The sequence below is a fragment of the Gordonia sp. SL306 genome (assembly GCF_026625785.1).
In the GTDB taxonomy this organism is placed as follows: Bacteria; Actinomycetota; Actinomycetes; order Mycobacteriales; family Mycobacteriaceae; genus Gordonia.
Map to the genome: position 1 here is coordinate 1 of NZ_CP113063.1, position 25,402 is coordinate 25,402.

Sequence of the window (25,402 nt, forward strand, 5' to 3'; positions counted from 1 at the left end):
TGTCCTACTCTCCCACACTGGTTAGGGTGCAGTACCATTGGCGCTGGAGGGCTTAGCTTCCGGGTTCGGAATGGGACCGGGCGTTTCCCCTCCGCTATGGCCGCCGTAACTTTATGAAACCCACACACAACATTGGGTTTGTTTCAACTGTTGTGTGTTGTTTCAGAAGTGTCATAGTGGATGCGAACTCATTGCAGATGAATGAGTGTTGTTAGTAAGTCCTCGGCCGATTAGTACCAGTCACCTGCATACATTGCTGTACTTCCAGTTCTGGCCTATCAACCCCATGGTCTGTGGGGGCCTTACCCCCTCGAAGGGGGTGAGAAACCTCATCTTGGAACAGGCTTCCCGCTTAGATGCTTTCAGCGGTTATCCCTTCCGAACGTAGCTAACCAGCGGTGCCCTTGGTAGGACAACTGGCACACCAGAGGTTCGTCCGTCCCGGTCCTCTCGTACTAGGGACAGGTTTCCTCAAGTTTCTGACGCGCGCGGCGGATAGAGACCGAACTGTCTCACGACGTTCTAAACCCAGCTCGCGTGCCGCTTTAATGGGCGAACAGCCCAACCCTTGGGACCTACTCCAGCCCCAGGATGCGACGAGCCGACATCGAGGTGCCAAACCATCCCGTCGATATGGACTCTTGGGGAAGATCAGCCTGTTATCCCCGGGGTACCTTTTATCCGTTGAGCGACACCGCTTCCACTTGCCGGTGCCGGATCACTAGTCCCGACTTTCGTCCCTGCTCGACATGTACGTCTCACAGTCAAGCTCCCTTGTGCACTTACACTCAACACCTGATTGCCAACCAGGCTGAGGGAACCTTTGGGCGCCTCCGTTACATTTTGGGAGGCAACCGCCCCAGTTAAACTACCCACCAGGCACTGTCCCTGAACCCGATCAGGGTCCGAGGTTAGAAGTCCAATACGATCAGAGTGGTATTTCAACAACGACTCCATGAACACTGGCGTGCCCACTTCACAGTCTCCCACCTATCCTACACAAACCGAACCGAACACCAATACCAAGCTATAGTGAAGGTCCCGGGGTCTTTTCGTCCTGCCGCGCGTAACGAGCATCTTTACTCGTACTGCAATTTCGCCGAGTCTGTGGTTGAGACAGCAGAGAAGTCGTTACGCCATTCGTGCAGGTCGGAACTTACCCGACAAGGAATTTCGCTACCTTAGGATGGTTATAGTTACCACCGCCGTTTACTGGGGCTTAAATTCTCAGCTTCGCACCCCGAAGGGCACTAACCGGTCCTCTTAACCTTCCAGCACCGGGCAGGCGTCAGTCCGTATACATCGTCTTACGACTTCGCACGGACCTGTGTTTTTAGTAAACAGTCGCTTCTCTCTGGTCTCTGCGACCACACCCAGCTCATGAGGAAAACTCAATCACCAGACATGGTCCCCCTTCTCCCGAAGTTACGGGGGCATTTTGCCGAGTTCCTTAACCACAGTTCTCTCGATCGCCTTAGTATTCTCTACCTGACCACCTGTGTTGGTTTGGGGTACGGGCCGTGTACCAACTCGCTAGAGGCTTTTCTCGGCAGCATAGGATCATGGAATTCGCCTCAACGGCTACGCATCACCTCTCAGACACATGAACGACGGATTTACCTATCGTTCGTCCTACAGGCTTACACCAGTATTACCACTGACTGGCCCCACTACCTTCCTGCGTCACCCCATCGCTTGCCTACTACCAGCCAAGGTCCCATGCAGCCGGCTCACGTTTCCCGAAGGAAATCGATCACCATTTGGATGGTTAGTACAGCTGATTCAGCATGGACGCGGATACACGGGTACGGGAATATCAACCCGTTGTCCATCGACTACGCCTGTCGGCCTCGCCTTAGGTCCCGACTCACCCTGGGCGGATTAGCCTGGCCCAGGAACCCTTGGTCATCCGGCGGCAGAGTTTCTCACTCTGCTTTCGCTACTCATGCCTGCATTCTCACTCCCACACCCTCCACACCTAGCTCACGCCGGTGCTTCCAGGGATGCAGGACGCTCCCCTACCCACCCCACCCACTACCTCCACCCCCGTAAGGGTGAAGGGATGTATTGGTGAAGTGCCGCGGCTTCGGCGGTGTACTTGAGCCCCGCTACATTGTCGGCGCAGGATCACTTGACCAGTGAGCTATTACGCACTCTTTCAAGGGTGGCTGCTTCTAAGCCAACCTCCTGGTTGTCTCTGCGATCCCACATCCTTTTCCACTTAGTACACGCTTAGGGGCCTTAGCCGGCGATCTGGGCTGTTTCCCTCTCGACTACGAACCTTATCGCCCGCAGTCTCACTGCCACACTCTCACTTACCGGCATTCGGAGTTTGGCTGACGTCAGTAACCTGATAGGGCCCATCGGCCATCCAGTAGCTCTACCTCCGGTAAGAAACATGCAACGCTGCACCTAAATGCATTTCGGCGCGAACCAGCTATCACGGAGTTTGATTGGCCTTTCACCCCTACCCACAGCTCATCCCCTCCATTTTCAACTGAAGTGGGTTCGGGCCTCCACGACGTCTTACCGTCGCTTCACCCTGGCCATGGGTAGATCACTCCGCTTCGGGTCTAGACCCGGCGACTCCACGCCCTATTCAGACTCGCTTTCGCTACGGCTACCCCACACGGGTTAACCTTGCCACCGAGCACTAACTCGCAGGCTCATTCTTCAAAAGGCACGCCATCACCCACCCACCGAAGTGGCACAGGCTTTGACGGATTGTAAGCGTCCGGTTTCAGGTACTATTTCACTCCCCTCCCGGGGTACTTTTCACCTTTCCCTCACGGTACTTGTCCGCTATCGGTCACCAGGAAGTATTCAGGCTTACCGGGTGGTCCCGGCAGATTCACAGCAGATTCCACGAGCCCGCTGCTACTTGGGCATCCATCAAGCAAGACCACATGTTTTCAGCTACCGGACTCTCACCGTCTACGGCAGACCATTCCAGGCCACTTCACCTAACACGCAGTTTTATCACTCGCCCCCAGCACGGCAGCACTGAGAAGATGAACCCCACAACCCCACACACACAACCCCTGCCAGGTATCACATGCGCATGGTTTAGCCTCCTCCGCTTTCGCTCGCCACTACTCACGGAATCACAATTGTTTTCTCTTCCTATGGGTACTGAGATGTTTCACTTCCCCACGTTCCCTCCACACCCGCTATACATTCACAGGTGGGTAACACGACATCACTCGTGCTGGGTTTCCCCATTCGGACACCCTCGGATCACAGCTCGTTTGACAACTCCCCGAGGACTATCGCGGCCTACCACGTCCTTCATCGGCTCCTGGTGCCAAGGCATCCACCGAACGCCCTTAAACACTTACAACAACACCTACAAACCACCCCCACACCACCAACCACCCACAAGGACAGCCAGCCGGCGAGGATCGAATGTAGACATCACCTACAAAACTTTTATCTCGTTCAACCACAAACACCGAAGTGTTCATGACAAATAAAGATGCTCGCATCCACTATGCACTTCTCAAACAACACACACCCACACGCGACCAAACCTCGAACTCCCACCACAGAAGCCGTCACCGATCCGACCCGACCATGCAGGCACCAAGACAACACACACACATGTGTGTTCCCTCAGAACCCCGATAGTGTGCTGACAACGCCACCCACCTCACAGTGAGCAACCACCCACGCCACCCGAACACTCGGACAACCTGAGCCTGCCTGATGTTTCACCCTCGAACACACACCCACCGCACGGACACATGCCGGCAGAAATGGGTGATGTTGTGTGCTCCTTAGAAAGGAGGTGATCCAGCCGCACCTTCCGGTACGGCTACCTTGTTACGACTTCGTCCCAATCGCCGATCCCACCTTCGACGGCTCCCTCCACAAGGGTTAGGCCACCGGCTTCGGGTGTTACCGACTTTCATGACGTGACGGGCGGTGTGTACAAGGCCCGGGAACGTATTCACCGCAGCGTTGCTGATCTGCGATTACTAGCGACTCCGACTTCACGGGGTCGAGTTGCAGACCCCGATCCGAACTGAGACCGGCTTTAAGGGATTCGCTCCACCTCACGGTATCGCAGCCCTCTGTACCGGCCATTGTAGCATGTGTGAAGCCCTGGACATAAGGGGCATGATGACTTGACGTCATCCCCACCTTCCTCCGAGTTGACCCCGGCAGTCTCCTGCAAGTCCCCGGCATAACCCGCTGGCAATACAGGACAAGGGTTGCGCTCGTTGCGGGACTTAACCCAACATCTCACGACACGAGCTGACGACAGCCATGCACCACCTGTACACCAACCACAAGGGGGGCTATATCTCTATAGCTTTCTGGTGTATGTCAAACCCAGGTAAGGTTCTTCGCGTTGCATCGAATTAATCCACATGCTCCGCCGCTTGTGCGGGCCCCCGTCAATTCCTTTGAGTTTTAGCCTTGCGGCCGTACTCCCCAGGCGGGGTACTTAATGCGTTAGCTACGGCACGGATCCCGTGAAAAGGAACCCACACCTAGTACCCACCGTTTACGGCGTGGACTACCAGGGTATCTAATCCTGTTCGCTACCCACGCTTTCGCTCCTCAGCGTCAGTTACTACCCAGAGACCCGCCTTCGCCACCGGTGTTCCTCCTGATATCTGCGCATTTCACCGCTACACCAGGAATTCCAGTCTCCCCTGTAGTACTCAAGTCTGCCCGTATCGCCTGCACGCCTACAATTGAGTTGCAGAATTTCACAGACGACGCGACAAACCGCCTACGAGCTCTTTACGCCCAGTAATTCCGGACAACGCTCGCACCCTACGTATTACCGCGGCTGCTGGCACGTAGTTGGCCGGTGCTTCTTCTCCAGGTACCGTCACTCACGCTTCGTCCCTGGTGAAAGAGGTTTACAACCCGAAGGCCGTCATCCCTCACGCGGCGTCGCTGCATCAGGCTTCCGCCCATTGTGCAATATTCCCCACTGCTGCCTCCCGTAGGAGTCTGGGCCGTGTCTCAGTCCCAGTGTGGCCGATCACCCTCTCAGGTCGGCTACCCGTCGTCGCCTTGGTAGGCCATTACCCCACCAACAAGCTGATAGGCCGCGGGCCCATCCCCAACCGCAAAAGCTTTCCACCACACCCCATGCGAAGTGCAGTCATATCCGGTATTAGACCCAGTTTCCCAGGCTTATCCCAAAGTTGGGGGCAGATCACCCACGTGTTACTCACCCGTTCGCCACTCGAGTACCCCCGAAGGGGCCTTTCCGTTCGACTTGCATGTGTTAAGCACGCCGCCAGCGTTCGTCCTGAGCCAGGATCAAACTCTCCATGAAAATCATACAAAAAACACCAACACAAAGGCCAGCATCTTTCAACACAATCTCAGCCAGAGAGAAAAACAAACCTGACCATAACAAAAACTAGCAACACCCACCCACACGGGCAGATGCCACAAAAACAATCCATCTCATATCCAAAATCCAAAGAACTTGGACACACGATGCCAAACAAATGGCATCAGACAATTCATCAACACACTATCGAGTTCTCAAAGAACACACACCCACCAGACGCATCCGTTTCCAGACCCGGCTCCGATGAGCCTCCCGAGAGCGCAGCGAACCGCACTCTTGTTCTTGGGAGTGGCCCCGCACAGTCGGCCCGAACCAGTGGCTCGGGCACTTCAGTTTCCCCGGTCCTTGCTGGCCCCGGGGGACTTGCTCTCTGCGGTGCATCGATTAAGTTACACAGGCGAGAACACAGCGTCAAATCGCCTGGTCAGAGCGATATTCTTGCGCCGGCAAAGCTCTTCTTCCCGCGCCGGATGACCAACCAGCTGCCGTGCAGCAGATCCGAGGCCTCCGGACGCCACTGCGGGTCGGTGATTTTCTCGTTGTTCACGTACGCGCCACCCTCACCGATGGCGCGGCGAGCAGCCTTGTTGCTCTCCGACAGAGCGGTGTCCACCAAGAGTTCGACGATGGTCGGCTGCGTGCCGGCGTAGTCGGCCACGGTCGTCTCACCGACCGCGGCGGCCAGGGTCTGCTCATCGAGGTCGGCCAGTTCGGCGCGTCCGAACAGCGCCTGGCTGGCCAGTTCGGCGGACTCGGTGTGGTGTTCACCGTGGATCAGCGTGGTCATCTCGGCGGCCAGGCGCTTCTGCGCCGTCCGCAGGTGCGGCGTCTCCTCGGTGGCGCGCTCGAGTTCCGCGATCTCCTCGCGCCCGAGGAAGGTGAACCACTTCAGATAGCGCACGACATCGGCGTCTGCGGTGTTCACGAAGTACTGGTACCAGGCATACGGGCTGGTCAGCTCCGGATCGAGCCACAGACTGCCGCCACCGGTCGACTTGCCGAACTTCTTGCCGTCCGAAGACGTCACCAAGGGCACGGTCATCGCGTGCAGGGTGGAGCCGTCGACACGTCGGGCCAGGTCGACCCCGCCGACGATGTTCCCCCACTGGTCGGAACCGCCGATCTGCAGCGTGCAGCCATGCCGGCGGTGCAGCTCGACGAAGTCGTTGGACTGCAGCAACAGGTAGCTGAACTCGGTGTAACTGATGCCGTCGGCTTCCAGTCTCCGACGAACTGTCTCCCTGGCCAGCATGACGTTCACCGAGAAGTGCTTGCCGATGTCTCGGAGGAACTCGATGGCCGACAGTTCGGCCGTCCAGTCCATGTTGTTGACCGTCAGTGCACCGTTCGACGAGTCGTCGATCCGCACGAAGCGACGGAGCTGCGCGTCGATCCGACCGGCCCAGTCCGCGACGGTGTCGGCCGTGTTCATCGTGCGTTCACCGACCTCACGAGGGTCGCCGATCAGCCCGGTCGCCCCGCCGGCGAGCACGATCGGTCGGTGGCCGGCCTGCTGGAACCGGCTCAGGGTCAGCAACGGCACCAGGTGTCCCGCATGCAGGCTCGATGCCGTGGGGTCGAAGCCCGCATAGAGCGTGATCGGCCCACGGGCCAATTCGGCGCGGAGCTCATCGAGGTCGGTCGACTGGGCGATCAGGCCACGCCACGCGAGCTCGTCGAGGATGTCGGTGGTCGGGCGGTCAGACGTCTCGGCAGTCACCCTTCGATCTTGTCATCCAGGGCGTCAGTGGGCGTCGACCACCTGCATCGCGATCTATTCGGGCTTCGGCGCCGGGGTGGTCAACGCAGCGTGTTCGGCATCGTCCACGCTGCGCGCCTCGTCGGCGAGCATCACCGGGATGCCGTCGGAATCGATCCGGTAGGCCACCCGTAGCCGAGGGTTGTAGAGCTCGTCACCGGCGTCGAGCAAGGGCTCATGGTCCTGCGGGCACACCAGCCGCTCGCGTGTGATCGGGTCGATGGCTGCGGCACGTGACGTCACGTCTGCTCCCACTTTCTTGTCGCTACTACCGGCCCGAGGGCTCGGACTGCCACTCTAGTCTGTCTGCCTGCGGCAGGCCGGCGTATGCCGGGCACGCGGTACTTACTGCGAAATCATGCCCAATTACCTTCTACGGCAACATTTCTCGTGTATCGCCGATAGCCTCCGTCGTTATCCCGGTACCAGACCCGGGCACCTGGCCGGGGCAACCCCGTCCTCGCGAACCGGGCGGCCAGCGGCCGATAGGAATCGGAGACCGGGATCTCGTCGACCACCCAGATCAGATGTGGACGTTCCTCGGCCGGTAGGGCGCCGAGCCCGATCCGCAAGGCCGAGACGGTCAGGGATTCCGGCCTGTCCCCTCGTCGACGGGTCGTCACGGCGGCCACCGCGATCTCGTGACCGGGTTCGCCGACTCCGTACACGGCGACCTGGTCGACACCGCGTACCTGCGACAACGCGAATTCGATCGGCGGGATGTAGATCGGCCCCATGGTGCTGCGGATGACCGACTCGACCGAGCCGAAGAACCAGAGATCGCCGTTGGCGTCCCGTTGGAACAGATGGCCCGACACCTCCCAGCGGTCCCGCTCGGCGAACACATCGCGCAACACCGTCGTCGACGTCTCGAACCGCTGACGCGCCTTGGCCATCAGCAACCCGACCTCGCCGACACCCGCCTTGCGGACAAACCCGGAGTCGTCGATGTCGAGCCGTCCTGCGTCGACGTCGAAAGCCGCGACCTCGACCGGATTGGTCTCCGGCAACGCCTGCCCCATCGAACCGACCTTGTCACCGGAGACGTTGGCCAAGATCGCCGAACCATCGGCGGTGGCGAAGAACTCCAGAACCCTGGCCCGCGGGAACCCTTCGAGGACCTCCGCCCAGAGACCCGACGGCATCCCCGAGCCGATGAACAGACGGATGGGGTTGTACTGGTTGATCTGGAAATCCTCGGAGCGGACCACCTGCCGCAGCATCGACCAGGTGTAGGAGACGACCGTGACGCCATAGCGGTGGACCTCGGCCGCAAACGTCTCGGCGTCGATCCGTTCCGACAACGCGATGCGGGACCGGCCGACGACGGTCGCACCCAGAGTGGTGAGCAGGCCCGATGCGTGATGCAGAGGTGGCAGGCAGTAGACCGTGTCCCGGTCGGTCAGGCCGGCCGCCGAGGCGGCCCCGAACGCCGACATCGCGAAGCGGTGATTGGTGACGGGCCACGGAGCGAGGTTTCCGCCCGCTCGGGTGAAGAGGATGAAGGCGAGATCGCCTGCCAATCCGGGATCGCGGCGGTACCAGGACGGTATCCGGACCTCGTCGGGATCGATCTCCTCCATGTCGATGATCGTCCGGCCGTCCGCGGCGTGGATCGCGCGCGCCTCCGCGCTACCACCACCGAGCACCAGGACTCGGTCGGTGTGCTTGGCGGCGGCGTCCAGGTGATTCGGATCGGTGATCACGATCGAGCACTCGCCGAGGCGCAGCATCTCGGGGATGTCGCCGTCGGCGGCCAGCAGGACCGCGACCGCACCCAGTCGAGACAGCGCCGCGACCACGACGAGCGCACTCGGCCGGGTCTCCATGAGTACCCCGACGTGCACTCCTGGCCGGACACCGCAATCGATCAGACCCGCGACCACGTTGTCGATGCGGGCGTTGACCTGGGCGTGGGTCAGGACGCGGTTCTCGAACAGGAACAGTTCGTTGGCGGCCGCGCGCTTGCAGTTCTCCGACATCAACTTGCCAAGCGATATCCGCGTGCCGGACTGGATCTGTCCGAGCCGCAACAATCTGGGCACCGTCCGCACCGATTCCTGGGCCACCGCCCGCGAGGTCCGCTGCAGTGAGCTCGCAAGGGACATCAACTCGCGAGAGACACCCGCGCCTGCATCGGTCATCGAACCGAGTCCGTGCGTGATCCGTGACGAGATGCTGACCCCGGTACCGTTCGGGTCGAGGGTCTCGGGCATCTCCTCGACCAGCGGCGGGCGGTCGCCCTTGCCGGACTGCCACAATACCCATTCCGACGTGGTCGGCCAGGTGTGCCCACCGGCGGTGCTGCCCACCACCAGCCCGAAATGTCCTACCGGCACGCGAGATTCGTACACATCTGCCACCGGCGCGGCCTGCACGATCCCGCGAACCGCGAGCGGTTGCCCGATGTCGTCGGCCTCGCCGATGAATGCCAGTATGGGACAAGTGATCTCGGTCAGCGTGACGAGATCACCGTTGATGACGAAGCCGCCGGACATCATGCGGTTGTGCACCACGAACTGGCGCAGCAGCTCTGCGACGGCAGGCCCGGACCAGGCCACCCAGCCCTCCGCCTCGATGAACCGACGCTGGTCCTCCCGCGGCAGCAGCGCGTCGCGATCGTGCAGCTTGCGGAGGAAATCCACCCGGCTGCGTGCGGTTTTGACCGGGTCGACGAGCTGGAAACCGGCTCGCGCCATCCAGCCGGGTACCCAGAGTCGGTTGAAGACCTTGTCGGCCAGCAGTTCCGCTCCCGGCACCACCAGATTGGCGGGAAGTCCGAGAGGAAGGGCGGCCAGGACGTCCACCGGGCTGCCGAAGGTGATGAGGCTTGCGATGCCGGCGGAGCGTCGGTAAGCGGCCGTCTGGTAGGCGAACATGCCACCCTGCGAATAACCGGCCAGGTGGACGTCACGCCCGGTCGCCTCGATGATCAGGTCGATCGCCCTGCTGACCGCCACCACGTGATCGGCCAGGTTGCGCTCCATCCCGCCTTCCTCGGAGTCGGGCGAGCCGAAATCGATAACCCAGGGGGTGATCCCGTTCCGATGCAGGATGGACACTGCACCATTGAGGTCGGTGACGTCATAGACGTTGGCGGACACCATCATCGGAGGCACGAGAACGATCTGCGGCCCGTCGGTGGACGTACCCGGGAAGTAGCGGCGCAGCCGGAACATCTTCTCGGTCTCCACCACCGTGTACGGCGCGGGCTCGGTGCCGGTGTCGAAGCCCCCGAATCTCAGTACCTCGAGGCCGTTCTGAGCGGTCGCGAGTACCCGGTCGACCGCCGCCCCGATGTCTGGCAGCGCAGGAAGACCCACCATCGCGCTGTCCCCCTCCCATCCGTCGAGTGATACATGTCCGAGTGATGCGTGTCACTGTACCGACCTCCCCGCGGGCGGTGTCCTGAGCGCGCCGCAGCGCATCGGCCAAAGACTCAGCCAGGCCAGCGGTCCCGTCGCGTGCGCACCTCGGCCTGCAGGTCGGACAGCTGTCGACCGACGGCCACCGATGCGGTCCCGCCGTGCGCATTGCGCGATTCGATCGATCCCCGCACTGTCAGCACGTCCCGCACCTCGGGTCGCAGGTCCGGGCTGATCGAGGCCAGGGTCTCGTCGTCGAGATCGGCGAGCCCGACACCACGCTCTTCGGCCGCGCGGACACTCGCACCCGCGACCTCATGCGCCACGCGGAACGGAACCCCTTGGCGCACAAGCCATTCCGCGATATCAGTAGCGAGAGTGAACCCGGCAGGGGCGAGTTCTGCCATGCGGTCCTCGTGGAATTCGAGTGTCGCGACGAGCCCGGTGATCGCAGGCAACAGCAATTCCAGTTGCGCGATCGAGTCGAAGACCGGCTCCTTGTCTTCCTGGAGGTCCCGGTTGTACGCGAGCGGCTGAGCCTTGAGCGTGGCCATCAGGCCCGTCAGGTTGCCGATCAGGCGACCCGACTTGCCGCGCATCAGTTCGGCGACGTCGGGGTTCTTCTTCTGCGGCATGATGGAGCTCCCGGTCGACCAGGCGTCGGCGAGGGTCACGTAGCCGTATTCCGGGGTGCTCCACAGGATGACCTCCTCGGACAGCCGCGACAGGTCGACAGCGATCATCGCCAGGACGAAGGCTCCCTCGGCGGCGAAATCGCGTGCCGACGTCGCATCGATCGAGTTCTCGGCGGGCCGGTCGAATCCCAGATCCGCCGCGATCGCAGCCGGGTCCAGCCCGAGCGATGATCCGGCAAGTGCACCGGAACCGTAGGGAGAGACCGCGGTCCGACGATCCGCGTCGGCGATACGATCCACGTCCCGGATCAGCGGGTGCGCATGCGCGAGGAGGTGATGGGCGAGCAGGACCGGCTGCGCGGCCTGCAGATGGGTCTTGCCCGGCATCACCGCATCCGGATGCGCCTGGGCCTGGGCGATCAGCGCATCGACGACGTCGAGCACCCCCACGGCCACACGGCCCATCGCCGCGCGCAACCACATCCGGAACAGGGTCGCGACCTGATCGTTGCGCGATCGACCGGCGCGGAGCCTGCCGCCGAGTTCCGGTCCCACCCGCTCGATCAAACCGCGCTCGAGCGCCCCGTGAACGTCCTCGTCTGATTCGGCAGGACCGAACGAACCGTCTGCGACGTCGGCCGAGAGCCGCGAGAGACCGTCCAGCATCGCGGCGAGATCGTCGTCGGTGAGCAGGCCGGCTCGATTGAGCACCCGAGCGTGCGCCTTCGACGCCTCGACGTCGAACGGCGCGAGCGCCCAGTCGAAATGCGTCGACTTGCTGAGCGCGGCCATCGCCTCGGCAGGTCCGCCGGCGAAGCGTCCACCCCAAAGCGATCCCTCGTTGGTGGCTCGCGGCGCGGGTCGATCAGGGCCGTTGCTCACAGATCGAGATCCCGCCTCGCCGCGATCTTCGACGACAGCCCGTGCAACTCGACAAATCCGCGTGCCGCGGACTGGTCGAAGCTGTCGCCCTCGTCGTAGGTGGCGAGGTTGAAGTCGTAGAGCGACTCCGGGCTGCGCCGGCCGGTCACGGCGATGTGACCGCCATGGAGAACCAGGCGGATGTCGCCGGTGACGTGTTCCTGGGTGGACGCGACGAACGCGTCGAGCGAGCGGCGCAGCGGCGAGAACCACAATCCGTCGTACACCTGTTCGGCCCACTTCTGGTCGGTGAGCCGCTTGTAGCGGCCCAGTTCACGTTCCAGGGTCACATGTTCGAGTTCCTCGTGCGCGCGGATCAGGACCATCGCACCGGGGGCCTCGTAGACCTCTCGGCTCTTGATGCCGACGAGTCGGTCCTCGACGACGTCGAGTCGGCCGACGCCCTGCGCACCGGCGCGCCGGTTCAGTTCCACGATCGCCTCGAGGACGCTCACCGGCCGCCCGTCGATGGCGATCGGACGGCCCTTGTCGAAGGAGATGATGACCTCGTCGGGAGACTGCCAGTTGACCGTCGGATCCTCGGTGTAGCTGTAGACGTCCTTGGTCGGCGCGTTCCACAGATCCTCGAGAAAGCCGGTCTCGACGGCGCGGCCCCACACGTTCTGATCGATCGAGAACGGCGACTTCTTGGTCACGTTGATCGGGATGTCGTTCTCCTCGGCGAAGCTGATCGCCTTCTCCCGGGTCCATGCGTAGTCGCGCACGGGGGCGAGAACGTCGAGATCGGGTGCGAGCGAGGCGAATCCGACCTCGAACCGCACCTGGTCGTTGCCCTTGCCGGTACAGCCGTGGGCGACGACGGTGCCACCATGGTCGCGCGCCGCAGTCACCAGGTGCTTCGCGATCAGAGGGCGCGAGATCGCCGACACCAGCGGGTACCGGTCCATGTAAAGCGCATTGGACGTGATCGCCGGCAGGCAGTACTCGTCGGCGAACTCGTCGCGGGCGTCGACCACCACGGCCTCAACCGCACCGCAGTCCAGTGCTCGTTGGCGCACCACGTCCATGTCCTCGCCACCCTGACCGAGGTCGAGCGCGACGGCAACCACCTCCTTGCCGGTCTCCTTGCCGATCCAGCTGATCGCAACCGAGGTGTCCAGTCCGCCCGAGTACGCGAGTACGACGCGTTCCGCCATGATTCTCTCCTGTAGTTCTTCCGCACCCGCGGCGTAATCCTGTGCCGACTCCGGTGCCTTGTGATTGATTGTGTCTGAAAGGCCGAGCTGTGGGGCCACGTGGTCTACACGAGGCCCTCGATTCGTCGGGACAACTCGGCGCCGTCCGCCGGTTCGCGTGCGACGACGAAGATGGTGTCGTCGCCGGCGATGGTGCCCACCACATCGGGGAGGCTGGCCCGGTCGATGGCGCTGGCCAGGTAATGGGCCGCCCCGGGCGGCGTCCGCAGGACGGCGAGATTGCCGCTGCTGTCGCTCGACACCAACAGTTCCGACAGCAGGCGCGCGAGCCGGTCGGTGCCGCCGAACACCCCGCGGACGGGTGATCCGTCCTCGGGCACCACGTACACGCCTGCGCCGCCGTCGGCCGCGCGGAGCTTCACCGCGCCGAGTTCGTCGAGGTCACGCGACAACGTCGCCTGTGTCGCGTCGATGCCTGCGTCGGCGAGCAGGCGCTGCAACCCGGACTGGCTCCGCACCTGGTGGGTGGACAGGATGTCGATGATCCGCGCGTGACGGCCTGCCTTGGTGGCGGCGAGCTTGGTCTCGCCGTGCTCCGCGGCAGGCCTGGTGGAATCGCCCGTGGTGGTCATCGCTGCTCCAGCAACCAGATCAGCAGCGCCTTCTGGGCGTGCAGGCGGTTCTCCGCCTCGTCCAGGACGACACTGGCCGGGCCGTCGAGGACGTCGTCGGTGATCTCCTCGCCACGGTGCGCGGGCAGACAGTGCAGCACGATTGCCGCGGGGTCCGCATGCGCCAGCAACTCGTGGTTGATCTGATACGGGACGAACGGTGCCTGCCGGTCCTTGCCGTCACTCTCCTGGCCCATCGAGGTCCAGGTGTCGGTGACCAGGACGTCGGCGCGGCCCACGGCCTCGACCGGGTCCGTCACGATCCGCACCGATCCGCCGGTGAGCTCGGCTCGTCGCCGCGTCGCCTCGACGACATCGGCGTCCGGTTCGAAACCCGCAGGCGCACTGATCGTGACGTGCATGCCTGCGGTGACACCCCCGAGAGCGAGCGAATGGGCCATGTTGTTCGCCCCGTCGCCGAGGTAGGTCATCGACAACCCGGTCGTCTTCCCTTTGCGTTCGATGATCGTCTGCAAATCGGCGAGCACCTGACACGGGTGGAAGGTATCCGACAGTGCGTTCACGATCGGGATGGTGGCCGTCGACGCCATCGCCTCGAGGCGGTCCTGACCGAAGGTCCGCCAGACCACCGCGTCGACGAACCGCGACAGCACACGACCGGTGTCCTCGATCGTCTCGTCGCGGCCGAGTTGGGTCGTGGTGCCGTCGACGACGACCGCGTGCCCGCCCATCTGTGCGATGCCCATCTCGAAGGAGAATCTCGTCCGAGTCGAGTTCTTGTCGAAGATGACCCCGACGCCCCGCGGACCCTCGAGCGGACGATGCGCGAACGGCGCGGCCTTGACCTCGGCGGCGAGCGCCAGCACCTGTGCTTGTTCGTCCGGAGTGAGGTCGTCGTCGCGTAAGAAATGGCGGGTCATGCGGTCTTCCCCTGCGGGTCGTCGGACGATGGAGTCGGCGAGGTGGCCGTGTCCAGGATCGCGGGCAGCGCAGCGACGAAGGCCGCGCCCTGTTCCTCGGTGAGGATCAACGGTGGCGCGAGACGCAGGACGTCGGGTCCCGGAGCGTTGATGAGGAATCCTGCCTCCCGTGCCGCCAGTTCGGTCTTGGCGGCGACGGGATTGTTCAACACCACACCGAGCAGCAGACCCGACCCACGTACGTGCGACACCTGGGGATGGCCGAGGTCCTCGATTCCGGTCGCGATCGACTTACCCAGGGACGCAACGTGGTCGACGAGGCCGTCCTCGTCGATCACGCGCAGCACCGCCAGGGCCGCCGCGGTACAGGTCGGATTGCCGCCGAAGGTGGTGCCGTGCTGACCCGGTTCGAAGAGATCGGCCGCCGGTCCCGAAGCGATGCACGCACCGATCGGCAGTCCGCCACCGAGACCCTTCGCCAACGTCATCACGTCGGGGACGACACCCGCGGCCTGATGAGCGAAAAACGAACCGGTACGGGCGATCCCGGTCTGGACCTCGTCGAAGATCAGCAGTGCGCCGCGTTCGGAGGTGATCCGCCGGGCGGCGGCCAGATATCCCTCCGGCGGCACGACGACGCCACTCTCGCCGAGGATCGGCTCCAGGATGACCGCCGCGGTGTTCTCGGTGACCGCGGCCTCGAGTTCCTCGACGTCGCCGTACGAGACGAAGCGCACCCCCGGCGGCATGGGCTCGAAGGGCGCCCGTTTGGCGGGTTGGCCCGTCATCGCGAGTGCGCCCATGGTGCGGCCGTGGAAGGCACGCTCGGCCGCGTTTGGCGGGTTGGCCCGTCATCGCGAGTGCGCCCATGGTGCGGCCGTGGAAGGCACGCTCGGCCGCGACGATCTCCGGACGCCCGGTTCGCCGCGCGAGTTTGAACGCGGCCTCGTTCGCCTCGGTACCCGAATTGCAGAAGAACACGCGGCCCGGGTGGCCGAACTTGTCCAGCAGGCGCTCGGCGAGTTCGACTGCGGGCGCACTGATGTAGAGGTTGGACACATGCCCGAGGGTCTGGAGTTGGGTGGTCACCGCATCGATGATCGCCGGGTGCGCATGTCCCAGCGAGTTGACGGCGATCCCGCCCAGCAGGTCGAGATACTCCTTCCCGTTCGCGTCACGGACGACGGCTCCCGATCCGCTGGTCAGTGCGATCGCGGGCGTGCCGTAATTGTTCATCAGCGCGGCCGACCACCGCTGCTGCAATGGCTCGGTCATGACGGGCCCCCTGGGTTGTCGGAGTCGGCGACGACGGTCGTCCCGGTCGAGCTCTCGGTCAGCAGTTGTGCGAGCACCGAGTGCGGTACCCGTCCGTCGATCACATGGGCTTGACGCACACTGCCGTTCACGGCCCGCAGACACGCCTCCATCTTCGGCACCATGCCTGCGTCGAGGGACCCGAGAAGGGCGTCGACCTCGGACGTGGTGATCTTCTCCACCAGCGAGGTGCGGTCCGGCCAGTCGGTGTAGAGACCTTCGACATCGGTGAGCATCACCAACCGCGACGCTCCGAGCGCATCGGCGAGTGCACCCGCCGCGGTGTCGGCGTTGATGTTGTGGACCACCCCATCGCGGTCGGGGGCGATGGTCGAGACCACCGGGATACGGCCGGCCGCCACCAGGTCGAGGACCGCGGAGGTGTTCACCGAGGTGATGTCACCGACGAGACCGATGTCGGTGGCGACGCCGTCGACGAGAACCGTTCGGCGAGAAGCGGTGAAGAGGTGCGCATCCTCGCCCGTGATGCCCACCGCGTAGGGGCCGTGAGCATTGATGAGCCCCACCAGCTCCCGCCCGACCTGCCCGAAGAGCACCATCCGCGCGATGTCCATCACCTCGGGGGTGGTGACCCGGAATCCGCCACGGAACTCGCCCTCGAGCCCGAGGCGCTTCAGCATCGCGGAGATCTGGGGACCGCCGCCGTGCACGACCACCGGGTGGATACCGCACGCGCGCAGGAAGACCATGTCCGTCGCGAACGCGCGCTTGAGATCGTCGTCGATCATCGCGTTGCCGCCGTACTTCACCACCACGGTGGCGCCGTGCAGCGCCTGCAGAGCCGGAAGCGATTCGGCCAGCACCATCGCCTTGTCGAGCGCGCTCAGAGCGGTCCCACCGACCGTGCCGTCTCCCCCGCTGATCGAGCCGTCTCCCCCGCTGATCGAGCTTGTCGAGATCATGACGAATACGCCGAGTTCTCTTCGACGTACCCGTGGGACAGGTCCGTGGTGCGGATGTCGGCGGTGGCGTCGCCCAGTCCGAGTTCGATCCGGACCGCGATGTCGGCGCCGGACAGGTCGACGTCGCGCGCTCCAGGTGCTCCGCACCCGTTCACGCACACCGGCTTCCCGTTGAACGACACCGTGATCCGATCCGGGTCGATGGTGACCGGCGCGATTCCCACAGCTGCGAGGACCCGACCCCAGTTGGGATCCGAGCCGAAAAGTGCGGTTTTCACGAGCGAATCCCGCGCCACCGTCCGGGCGACGGTCACGGCATCGTCCTCGGTGACCGCTCCACTGACGGTGATCACCACCCTTTTGGTGACACCCTCGGCGTCGGCCATCAGCTGGGCGGCGAGGTCGTCGCACACCGCGAACACCGCGGCGTCGAGGTCGTCCTGGTCGACCGGGATCTGGCTGGCTCCCGAACTCAGCAAGAGCACGGTGTCGTTGGTGGAGCTCGATCCGTCCACGTCCAGGCGGTCGAGGGTACGAGCAGTCGCCTTGCGCAGCGCCGCATCGAGCTGTCCCGCGGTGGCCTTCGCGTCGGTGGTCAGGACGACGAGCATCGTCGCCAGCGATGGTGCGAGCATGCCCGCCCCCTTGGCCATCGCACCGACGTTCCATCCCTTGGGATGGTGCAGCGCAACTTGTTTCGGCACCGTGTCGGTGGTCATGATCGCGTGCGCAGCGTCGGTACCTCCGGAGAGACCGCCGCCCATCTCGTGCACGATCTCGGTCACGCCGGCAAGGACCTTGTCCATCGGCAGCCGGTCACCGATCAGACCGGTCGAGCAGACCGCGACCTCGACCGCACCGGTTTCGGTACCCCAGTTGCTCAACGCCTCGGCGACCGCCTCGGCCGTGGCATGGGTGTCCTGGAAGCCCTCGGGCCCCGTACATGCGTTGGCGCCGCCCGAGTTGAGGATCACCGCACGCAGGCGACCCGTGGTGAGGGCCTGCCGACTCCACAGGACCGGCGCGGCCTTGACCTGGTTACGCGTGAAGACGCCTGCCGCCGCGTAGTCGGGGCCCTCGTTGAAGACGAGAGCGAGATCCTCGGCGCCGGAGGCCTTGATACCGGCCGCGATTCCCGCCGCACGGAACCCCAGGGGCGCGGTCACGCCCTGATCGCGGACCAGCCGTGGCGCATCCAGTGGCGCGCCCGGCGTGATCCGGTCGTCGCCGGACGGAGCATTCGACTCCGATGAGGTCGTCACGGTGCCACCCCCACGGTGCTCAGGCCCTCGGCCTCGTCCCAGCCGAGCGCGAGGTTCATCGATTGCACCGCGGCGCCGCCGGTGCCCTTGGTCAGATTGTCGATGGCGGCGACGGCCACCATCGTCCCCGCACGTTCGTCGACGGTGACCGCGATCTGGACGGCATTGCTGCCGATCACCGATCCGGTCGTCGGGAGCACCCCTTCCGGGAGCACGTGAACGAAGGTCTCGTCGCCGTAGGCCTTCTCGTAGGCTGCCCGGATCTCGGTGGCCGATGCGCTCGTACGGGCCGTGCAGGTGGCGAGGATGCCACGCGCCATCGGCACGAGGACGGGCGTGAACGAGACGGACACCGGAAGGTCGGCCGCCGCCGAGAGCGCCTGCGCGATCTCCGGCGTGTGCCGATGCGCACCACCGATCCCGTACGCCCGCGCGGAACCGATCACCTCGGACGCCAGCAGATCGATCTTCGGTGCGCGACCGGCTCCGGAGGCCCCGCTCACCGCGACGACGCTGACCAGAGGCTCGACGAGACCGGCGGCGACCGCCGGACGCAGGGCGAGGACGGACACCGTCGGGTAGCAGCCGGGCACCGCGATCCGGCTCGCATCACGAAGGATGTCCCGGTTGCCTGGCAACTCGGGAAGGCCGTACGGCCAGGTGCCGGCATGCTCGCTGCCGTAGTAGTCGACCCAGTCCTGTGCGTTCTGGAGGCGATGATCGGCGCCGCAATCGATGATCAGCGTGGTCGGCGGCAGCGCATCGGCGATCTCGCCGGACTTGCCATGCGGGAGCCCGAGGAACACGACATCGTGGCCGGCCAGCACGTCGGCAGTGGTCTCCTCGAGTTCCCGGTCGGCGAGTGGCAGGAGGTGTGGATGCAGCGAACCGAGCGTGCTGCCCGCGTTGCCGCCTGCAGTGAGCGCACCGATCTCCAGGTCCCCCGATCGCAGGCGGGGATGCCCACACAGGAGTCGAAGGATCTCTCCGCCCGCATAGCCGCTCGCACCGGCGACTGCCACCTTGATCGTCATGCGATCATTATGCATGCCAATGCAAATCAATTCACGGGCGGGTGGGACCTACCGTAGCCGGGCGCCGAGCTGTTCGCCCGCGTGCGCGACGGCCGCGAGCTTCGCCTCGTTGGCCTCGTCCTCCGTGAGCGTCCGGTCGGGCGCGCGGAACCGCAGCGCGAAGGTGAGGGACTTGCTGCCGTCGCCGACCTGCTCACCGGTGAACACGTCGAACAGGTCGATGGCCTCGAGCAGTTCACCGGCTCCGACGCGCAGCGCAGCGGCGACGTCGCCGGCAGACACGCTGTCCGCGACCACGACCGCGACGTCCTGCAGCACGGCCGGGAACGGCGAGACGCGTGGCGCGGGCAGGCGCTCGACAAGGGGCATCGCGTCGACGTCGATCTCGACGGCGCACAACCGCTTGGGCAGACCGGCACGTTCGAGCACCGCCGGGTGCAGCTCTCCCGCGTACCCGACCCGCACACCGTCGACACTGAGTCGCGCGCAGCGGCCGGGATGCCACGGCCGTTCGTCGGCGGCCGACAACACCAGTTCGACACCGGCGGCTCGACCGATGGTCCGGGCCGCCTCGAAGGCGTCGACATGGTCGGCGGTACGTCCCGGGCCCCACGGGCCCGCGGGATCGCGGAGCCCGGTCAGAACCACCGCGACATGCAAAGGCTGATGCGGCAACGACGCATCGAGGGCTGCGATCTGTTCGTCGGTGGGCCTGCGCGTGACGTCGATCGCATCAACCGCGGCGACGTGATCACCCGCCAGTACGACCTGACCGACGGTGAACAGCGACAGGTCCCGCTGGCCGCGCGCGATGTTGCGGGCGGTCATCTCCAGCAGACCCGGCAGCAGGGTGGTGTTGAGTTCCGGACGATCGGACTCCAGCGGATTGAGCACCTTGACGGTGCGCCGACGCTCGTCGTCGGCGGGCAGATCCCAGACGTCGAAGACCCCCGCGGGCATGAACGGGTACGGCAGGACCTCGACATAGCCGTCGAGAGCGAGGGTCCGCCCGATGCCGCGACGGCGACGCTGCGCCGCACTCAGGCCGGTACCGGCCGGCGCCCGTGGCACCACGGCCGGAATGTCCTCGAGCCCTTCGAGGCGCAACACCTCCTCGACGAGATCCGCGCGTTCCCGCAGATCGGGACGCCACGACGGCGGAGTGACAGTCAGGGGATCTGCGCCCGCGATGGTGCAGCCCACCTCGGCCAGACGTGTCGCGGTGGTCCCGGCCGGATACGGAATCCCGGCGGTGCGGTCGGGCTCGTCGAGGGCGATGGTGATCGGCGGCACCGCGGTCTTTGCGACCCGGGCCTCGCTCAGAGGCGAGGCGATGGTGCCCCCGGCGATCTCGACGATCAGTCGCGCCGCCCGGTCCGACGCCACCGCGGTGACGTCCGGATCCACCGTGCGCTCGAATCGCTTGCTCGCCTCCGACGTCAGTTTGTGCCGTTTTCCGGTACGGAACACCCGCACAGGGTCGAAGGTCGCCGCCTCGAGCAGCACCGACGTCGTTTCGTCGGCGACCTCGGTGGATGCCCCACCCATCACGCCGGCCAATGCGACGGGTCCGCTGTCGTCGGCGATCACGACGTCTTCGGGATCGAGGACGCGCACGACATCGTCGAGGGTGGTCAGTTTCTCGCCTGCCTGTGCGGGGCGAACCGTGATGGTGCCGGCGAGTTTCTCCGCGTCGAAGGCGTGCAACGGCTGCCCGAGCTCGATCATCACGTAGTTGGTGACGTCGACGATCGCGGAGATGGGCCGGATACCCGCCACCAGCAACCGCTTCTGCATCCACCACGGAGAGGCGGCGGTGGAATCCACACCGGATATGACCCGTGCGGTATATCGCGTGGCCGACGAGCCCTCGTCGATCGCCACCGGCCACGCATCGCCCGCAGCGGAGGCCAGTGCGGCCGCACCGATGCCCGGATCGACGAAGGGCACCCCGAAGCTGCCGGCGAGTTCACGGCCGAGTCCGCGCACCGAGAATGCGTAGCCACGGTCGGGTGTGACGTTGATGTCGATGGCGGTGTCGTCGAGACCCAGGACCTCGCGGGCGTCGTCGCCGGGTTCGGCGGTATCCGGCGCGAGCACGAGGATTCCACTGTGGTCGTTACCGATCCCGAGTTCGGACACCGAACAGATCATGCCATCGGAGACACGTCCGTAGGTCTTGCGCGAGGCGATCTCGAAGGGCCCGGGCAGCACCACCCCCGGCAGCGCAGCCACGATCAGGTCGCCGACGTCAAAGTTGCGTGCGCCACAGACGATGCCACGCGGCTGCTCCTCGCCGACCTCGACGGTGCAGAACCGGATCGGCTTCTTGAACTCGGTGAGCTCCTCGATGGTCTCCACCCGGCCGATCACCAGCGGACCCGTGATCACCGGGAACGGCTCGACATCCTCGATCTCGAAACCGACGCGGACGAATCCCTGGTCGATCTCCGCGGCCGTCGCCGACCACTGGGGGTCTCCTTGGCGGAGCACCTCGGTGAACCAGGACTGTGGGGCACGCACGTCAACCAACTACTTTCATCGATCGGGCTTGTCGCGGATATGGAGTTGCCGGTGGTCGGGCTCGGTGACGGTCGATCAGACCGCCGGGCCGAACGGGACGGTGAAACGGATGTCCCCTTCGACCATGTCACGCATGTCAGAGATGCCATTGCGGAACTGCAGGGTTCGTTCGAGGCCCATCCCGAAGGCGAAGCCCGAGTACACGTCTGGGTCGATTCCACTAGCGCGCAACACATTCGGGTTGACCATGCCGCAGCCACCCCACTCGACCCAACCCGCTCCACCCTTCTTGCCGGGGAACCATACGTCCACCTCAGCCGACGGCTCGGTGAACGGGAAGTAGCTCGGACGCATCCGGGTGGTGGTCTCCGGACCGAACAGCGCCCGCGCGAAGACCTCCAAGGTGCCGCGCAGATTCGCCAGCGTCAGGCCCTTGTCGACGGCCAGTCCCTCGATCTGATGAAAGACCGGCGTGTGGGTGGCGTCGAGCTCGTCGGTGCGGAACGTCCGCCCGGGGCATGCGACGTAGATCGGCACATCGCGGCTCAGCATGGACCGCACCTGCACCGGAGATGTGTGCGTCCGCAGCACCTGTCGCGAGCCCTCGGGTGCGATGTAGAAGGTGTCCTGCATCGAACGAGCCGGATGGTCAGGCAGGAAGTTGAGCGCATCGAAGTTGTAGTGCTCGGTCTCCACCTCCGGCCCCTCGGCGACCTCCCAACCCATCCCGATGAACACATCGGCGACCTGTTCTGCGATGACCGTGATCGGGTGCCGCGCGCCGACGCGTCGGCGCCCGCTGGGCAACGTGACGTCGACGGCCTCCGCCACCAGCACGGCCGCATCCCGTTCGGCCTGCAGCGTCGCCATCCTGAGGTCGAATGCCGCGGTGACCCGCCCGCGGACCTCGTTGACCGTCTTTCCGGCGGCCGAACGCTGGTCTTTCGGGATCGCGCCCAGCGCCCGCCGAGCGAGTGCTATCGGGGACCGATCACCGAGGTGCGCTGTCTTGGCGTGTGCGAGTTCGTCGAGGTCTGCGGCCGCCTCGAACGCGGCGACGGCCGCCGCGGCTGCGGCGTCGAGTTCGTGCGGTTCGGGGAACCGCATCTCTTGGGCGTCGTCGGCAGGGCTGGCCACGGTCGGCGATCTCCTCGGTCTGTCGAAAAAGTGGGATCTCGGGTGACCACGTTCCTTCCGGACACCCGAGCTACCAGCCTAGACGACCTACGGATCGCGCTGAGGCGCAGGTGGGCGCTGCTATCGGGTCAGCCGGCGCAGTCACCCGTCGTGGGGTCATCGCCCATCGCCTGCCGGACCCGACGCGCGGACACGTGCGCTCGCGTACAGACAGATGGCCGCCGCGGCCGCCAGATTGAGGCTCTCGGCGCGACCGCGGATGGGGATCGACACCCGATGATCTGCGCGTCCGGCCACCGCGTCGTCGAGGCCGTGCGCCTCGTTGCCGAACATCCATGCGCACCGCCCGGCAAGGACGTCGTCGGCGTCGTCGAGGGACAGTTCGCCGTCGGCCGCGGTCGCCAGCACGCTGATGCCCGCAGCCCCGATGGTGGCCAGACCCGCGGCGACCTCCCGCTCGCGCACGATCGGCACATGGAACACGCTGCCCGCCGAGGACCGCACACATTTCCCGTTGTGCGGATCCACCGACTCGCCGAGCAGGATCACCGCATCGGCGCCCATCGCATCGGCACACCGGATGAGGGTGCCGAGGTTTCCCGGCTCACGCGGCTCCACCGCGACGGCCAGCAAGCCCGGTGACAAGTCCAGCACGTCCGGGAGCGATCGATCGAGCAGCGCGGAGATCGCGAACACGCCGGGAGCGGTGGTGGCCTCCGTCAGCTTGGCCACCGCCCGCTCGGACAGGATCTCGACGGGGAGGCCACTCGTGCGTGCAGTGTCGACGAGAGAAGCGAACCGCTCGACATCGCCGTCGCGCACCAGGATTCGCTGAGCCCGTCGAGTTGCGAGCGCCGATTCGACGGCGTTCGCACCTTCCACGAGGAACCGTCCCTCGGTGCGCCGCACCGACGAGCGATGGAGCTTTGCATACGACACGACCCGTGATGATCGTTCGGAGAGAACTTCCATCACGGGTCGTGGGATGCCGTCGGACGCGCCGGTGTCAGGCAGCGGGCGCGTTCACATCGTCCGGCAGCGCCTTGCGCGCGACCTCGACGAGACCGGTGAAGGCCTCCGGGTCGGTGACGGCGATGTCGGCGAGCACCTTGCGGTCGACCTCGACACCAGCGGCCTTCAGGCCCTGGATGAAGCGGTTGTAGGTGATGTCGTTGGCGCGGGCGGCAGCGTTGATACGCGCGATCCACAGCTTGCGGAACTCACCCTTACGGGCGCGACGGTCCCGGTAGGCGTAGGTCATCGAGTGGAGCTGCTGCTCCTTCGCCTTGCGGTACAGACGCGAACGCTGTCCGCGGTAACCCTTGGAAGCCTCCAGGGTCGAACGACGCTTCTTCTGGGCGTTCACCGCCCTTTTCACGCGTGCCATGCTTCAAATCCTTTGTTCGTCAGATGTCTGGTGGGTCCCCGGCCTCCGGCGGCGGGGCGCAGTCTTCGGTCGCGTCAGCGGTTGAGGAGCCGCTTGATGCGAGGGGTGTCGTTCTCGCTCACGACGGCGATCCCGTCGAGACGGCGAGTACGGCGCGACGACTTGTGCTCCAGGAGGTGGCGACGATTGGCCTTCTGGCGAACGATCTTGCCGCTGCCGGTCACCTTGAATCGCTTTGCGGTGCCTTTGTGGGTCTTGCTCTTCGGCATGTTCTTCCTTCGTTCGAGCGAGCGGAAGCCCACCCGTGGTGACCGGGTGGTTCTCGCGCGCTGATGGTCAGTGCTCAGTGGCGGACGGTGTTACCCATCCCCCTTCGCTATTGGTTGGTCTCGGCGTCTTGCGCGGCGGCGTCGGGGCGCGGTCCACGGTCGCGGCCCTGCTGAGCCTTCTGCCGGGTCTTCGCACCCTTGTGCGGCGCCAGCACCATCGTCATGTTCCGGCCGTCCTGCTTGGCGGAGGTCTCGATGAAGCCGTAGTCGGCGACGTCGTTGCCCAGGCGCTGCAGAAGTCGGTAGCCGAGTTCGGGGCGCGACTGCTCGCGACCACGGAACATGATGGTGACCTTCACCTTGGACCCGGCCTCGAGGAACCGTACGACGTGACCCTTCTTGGTCTCGTAGTCGTGGTCGTCGATCTTCGGGCGGAGCTTCTGCTCCTTGACGACGGTCATCTGCTGGTTGCGACGCGATTCGCGCTGTTTCTGCGCGGCTTCGTACTTGAACTTGCCGTAGTCCATGATCTTGCACACGGGTGGCCGTGCGTCGGGGGCGACCTCGACCAGGTCCAGGTCGGCCTCGATGGCCAGGCGAAGCGCATCTTCAACACGCACGATGCCCACCTGCTCCGAGTTCGGTCCGACGAGTCGGACCTCAGGGACGCGGATGCGCTCGTTGATGCGGGTCTCAGTGCTGATGGGGCCTCCTAGATCAGTGTTCTCTGGTGACCGCGGCCCAGGATCGCTGGGATGCGCAAGCAGGTGGCTCTCCAGCAGAAGAGCCCCGCGACGCTGATGGCGTCCGCAGGGCTCCGTTACCGACCGGTTCTCCGACGCAC

Annotated in this window: 16 protein-coding genes, 3 rRNA genes and 1 pseudogene; all 20 read right to left on the bottom strand. The window is 64.8% G+C overall.

Features of this window, described 5'->3' with window-relative positions:
- Positions 1-108, bottom strand: a 5S ribosomal RNA gene (gene rrf, locus OVA31_RS00005).
- 102 nt (positions 109-210) lie between these two features.
- Positions 211-3,340, bottom strand: a 23S ribosomal RNA gene (locus OVA31_RS00010).
- 440 nt (positions 3,341-3,780) lie between these two features.
- Positions 3,781-5,299, bottom strand: a 16S ribosomal RNA gene (locus OVA31_RS00015).
- Together the 16S, 23S and 5S rRNA genes form the textbook arrangement of a ribosomal RNA operon.
- A gap of 445 nt (positions 5,300-5,744) precedes the next feature.
- Positions 5,745-7,040: a tyrosine--tRNA ligase gene (tyrS, locus tag OVA31_RS00020; RefSeq protein ID WP_267629131.1), complete on the bottom strand. Its 1,296-nt coding sequence runs from the start codon at positions 7,038-7,040 to the stop codon at positions 5,745-5,747.
- Positions 7,041-7,094: 54 nt separating this feature from the next.
- Positions 7,095-7,322, bottom strand: coding sequence for a Trm112 family protein (locus OVA31_RS00025; RefSeq protein ID WP_267629132.1), 228 nt, complete (start codon positions 7,320-7,322; stop codon positions 7,095-7,097).
- A 113-nt stretch (positions 7,323-7,435) separates the two neighbouring features.
- Positions 7,436-10,405, bottom strand: a complete 2,970-nt coding sequence (locus tag OVA31_RS00030) for an AMP-binding protein (RefSeq protein ID WP_267629133.1) — start codon at positions 10,403-10,405, stop codon at positions 7,436-7,438.
- 113 nt (positions 10,406-10,518) lie between these two features.
- Positions 10,519-11,961, bottom strand: a complete 1,443-nt coding sequence (argH, locus tag OVA31_RS00035; RefSeq protein ID WP_267629134.1) for an argininosuccinate lyase — start codon at positions 11,959-11,961, stop codon at positions 10,519-10,521.
- Complete coding sequence (locus OVA31_RS00040; protein WP_267629135.1) at positions 11,958-13,157, bottom strand: argininosuccinate synthase; 1,200 nt, start codon at positions 13,155-13,157, stop codon at positions 11,958-11,960. Before OVA31_RS00040 ends, argH begins: the two co-directional genes overlap by 4 nt.
- Positions 13,158-13,261: 104 nt before the next feature.
- Entirely contained in the window at positions 13,262-13,789 is a 528-nt protein-coding gene (locus OVA31_RS00045; RefSeq protein ID WP_267629136.1) for an arginine repressor, read from the bottom strand.
- Positions 13,786-14,709 carry an ornithine carbamoyltransferase gene (argF, locus tag OVA31_RS00050; protein ID WP_267629137.1) on the bottom strand — a complete coding sequence of 308 codons (924 nt, stop codon included), beginning with the start codon at positions 14,707-14,709 and terminating at the stop codon, positions 13,786-13,788. The genes OVA31_RS00045 and argF overlap by 4 nt, the downstream gene beginning before the upstream one ends.
- Positions 14,706-15,984: pseudogene (locus OVA31_RS00055) on the bottom strand (aspartate aminotransferase family protein). Before OVA31_RS00055 ends, argF begins: the two are co-directional and overlap by 4 nt.
- Positions 15,981-16,850 (bottom strand): acetylglutamate kinase, encoded by an 870-nt coding sequence (gene argB / locus OVA31_RS00060; RefSeq protein WP_267631337.1) that lies wholly within the window; start codon positions 16,848-16,850, stop codon positions 15,981-15,983. The pseudogene OVA31_RS00055 and the gene argB overlap by 4 nt, the downstream one beginning before the upstream one ends.
- Before the next feature lie 92 nt (positions 16,851-16,942).
- Positions 16,943-18,208 carry a bifunctional glutamate N-acetyltransferase/amino-acid acetyltransferase ArgJ gene (gene argJ, locus OVA31_RS00065; protein WP_267629138.1) on the bottom strand — a complete coding sequence of 422 codons (1,266 nt, stop codon included), beginning with the start codon at positions 18,206-18,208 and terminating at the stop codon, positions 16,943-16,945.
- Positions 18,205-19,242, bottom strand: coding sequence for an N-acetyl-gamma-glutamyl-phosphate reductase (gene argC / locus OVA31_RS00070; RefSeq protein ID WP_267629139.1), 1,038 nt, complete (start codon positions 19,240-19,242; stop codon positions 18,205-18,207). The genes argJ and argC overlap by 4 nt, the downstream gene beginning before the upstream one ends.
- A 48-nt stretch (positions 19,243-19,290) precedes the next feature.
- The gene (gene pheT / locus OVA31_RS00075) at positions 19,291-21,765 is read right to left on the bottom strand and encodes a phenylalanine--tRNA ligase subunit beta (protein ID WP_267629140.1); all 2,475 of its coding nucleotides are present in this window, start codon (positions 21,763-21,765) and stop codon (positions 19,291-19,293) included.
- 75 nt (positions 21,766-21,840) lie between these two features.
- Positions 21,841-22,872 (bottom strand): phenylalanine--tRNA ligase subunit alpha, encoded by a 1,032-nt coding sequence (gene pheS / locus OVA31_RS00080; protein ID WP_267631338.1) that lies wholly within the window; start codon positions 22,870-22,872, stop codon positions 21,841-21,843.
- Between the two features lie 186 nt (positions 22,873-23,058).
- Entirely contained in the window at positions 23,059-23,874 is an 816-nt protein-coding gene (locus tag OVA31_RS00085) for a TrmH family RNA methyltransferase (protein ID WP_267629141.1), read from the bottom strand.
- A 34-nt stretch (positions 23,875-23,908) separates the two neighbouring features.
- The gene (gene rplT / locus OVA31_RS00090; protein WP_164309435.1) at positions 23,909-24,289 is read right to left on the bottom strand and encodes a 50S ribosomal protein L20; all 381 of its coding nucleotides are present in this window, start codon (positions 24,287-24,289) and stop codon (positions 23,909-23,911) included.
- 74 nt (positions 24,290-24,363) lie between these two features.
- On the bottom strand, positions 24,364-24,558 hold the full coding sequence (gene rpmI, locus OVA31_RS00095) for a 50S ribosomal protein L35 (protein WP_161058883.1): 195 nt from the start codon (positions 24,556-24,558) through the stop codon (positions 24,364-24,366).
- 107 nt (positions 24,559-24,665) lie between these two features.
- Positions 24,666-25,325, bottom strand: coding sequence for a translation initiation factor IF-3 (gene infC / locus OVA31_RS00100; RefSeq protein ID WP_164309508.1), 660 nt, complete (start codon positions 25,323-25,325; stop codon positions 24,666-24,668).
- Between the last annotated feature and the right edge of the window lie 77 nt (positions 25,326-25,402).